The sequence below is a fragment of the Amycolatopsis sp. NPDC057786 genome (assembly GCF_042797905.1).
Lineage (GTDB): Bacteria > Actinomycetota > Actinomycetes > Mycobacteriales > Pseudonocardiaceae > Amycolatopsis.
In genome coordinates this window covers 1-1,594 of sequence record NZ_JBHVKW010000202.1, presented here as the reverse complement: position 1 = coordinate 1,594, position 1,594 = coordinate 1, and the positions used below count along the sequence as shown (strand labels likewise).

General features: G+C 68.1%; 1 protein-coding gene. It reads left to right on the top strand.

The features are described 5' to 3' along the window. Positions 1 to 124: 124 nt before the first annotated feature. Entirely contained in the window at positions 125 to 1,582 is a 1,458-nt protein-coding gene (locus tag ACFVM3_RS41880) for an NF041680 family putative transposase (RefSeq protein WP_378445483.1), read from the top strand. Positions 1,583 to 1,594: the final 12 nt, after the last annotated feature.

The following is a 1,594-nucleotide window of genomic DNA, read 5'->3' as shown; positions in this document are numbered from 1 at the left end:
CTAGCTTGAGTTTTAACGTCTGTTCGGCCGGGTGGCACCCTGGTTGATCATGGGTGAAGCCCTTGGTTGATCATTCCTCTTGCGACAGAGGGAAAGATCGAGCCAAGGGCTTCAGTTGATCAGTGTGCACCATGTTCAGGACGCGGGTTCGGCCGGGGAACTCTCGGCGTTGCGGCGGGAGTTCTACCGTTGTCTGACTCGGCGGGCGGACGCGTTGTTCGAGCTGACCGACGCGGTGCTGTGCGCTGACGGGCCGGTTCGTTCGGTCGCGGAGCTCTCACTGACGGGCGAGCATCGCCGCGGGCATGGCAGCGGCTATGCCGCGCTGGCCCGGGGCCGGGTTGAGGTCGACCGGTTACGCGCCGCTCTGACAGCGGTGTCGCTGCCTCGTGCCGCGGACGGGCGGCTGGTGCTGGCGGTGGACGTCACCTGCTGGCTGCGCCCGGAAGCACACACGTGCCCGCAACGGATCCTGTGTCACACCTATGGCCGGGGCAAGGACCAGCACATCATGGTGCCGGGCTGGCCCTACTCCGTCGTCGTCGCCCTGGAAACAGGACGTCACTCGTGGACCGCGCCGCTGGACGTGGTCCGGCTCGCTCCCGGAGACGACGCCGCGAGCGTGACCGCCCGCCAGATCCGTGACGTCGTGGAAAGGCTGATCCGCGCCGGGCAGTGGCGCCCAGGGGATCCGGAGATCCTGCTGGTCGCCGACGCCGGCTACGACGGACCCCGGCTCGCGCACGTGCTGGCCGATCTTCCGCTCATCGTGCTGGTGCGGATGCGCTCAGACCGGGTGCTGCGCCGCGCCGCGCCCGCATCATCACCAGGCACGATGGGACGCCCCCGCCGCCACGGCGACGAGTTCGCCTTCGGCGCCCCAGGCACGTGGGGCGAGCCGGACATCACCATCGAGACCACGACCCGGCTCTACGGGCCAGCACTGATCCGGGCCTGGGACCGGCTGCATCCCCGTCTGACCCACCGCATCGCCTGGGCCGGCCACGACGGGAATCTCCCAATCCTGGAAGGCACCGTGATCCGGCTGGAGGTCGAGCGCCTGCCGTCCGGAGCGATCCCGAAACCCGTGTGGCTCTGGCACTCCCACACCAGCCTCACCGACGCCGAGGTCGATCTGGCCTGGCAGGCGTTCCTGCGCCGGTTCGACATCGAGCACACCTTCCGCATGCTCAAACAAACCCTCGGCTGGACCACCCCGAAACTGCGTTCACCCGACGCCGCCGACCGCTGGACCTGGCTCCTGCTCACCGCCTACACCCAGCTCCGCCTCGCCCGTGAACTCACCGCGGATCTGCGCCGCCCCTGGGAGAAACCCCGACCAGCCCAACGACTCAGCCCGTCACGCATCCGCCGAGGGTTTCGGAACCTGCGCCCACAACTCGCCTCTCCGGCCCGTGTCCCGAAACCCTCACGACCCGGCCCAGGACGCCCCTCCGGACTACCCAACCACCAACCCACGCCACGCCACGACGTCCACACCGCGACCAGCCCAAACAGACAGAAACCCAGCCACAGACAGAAACCCAAGACCACCAACCCACGACCCCGACGAACAGGTTAAAACTCAAGCTAG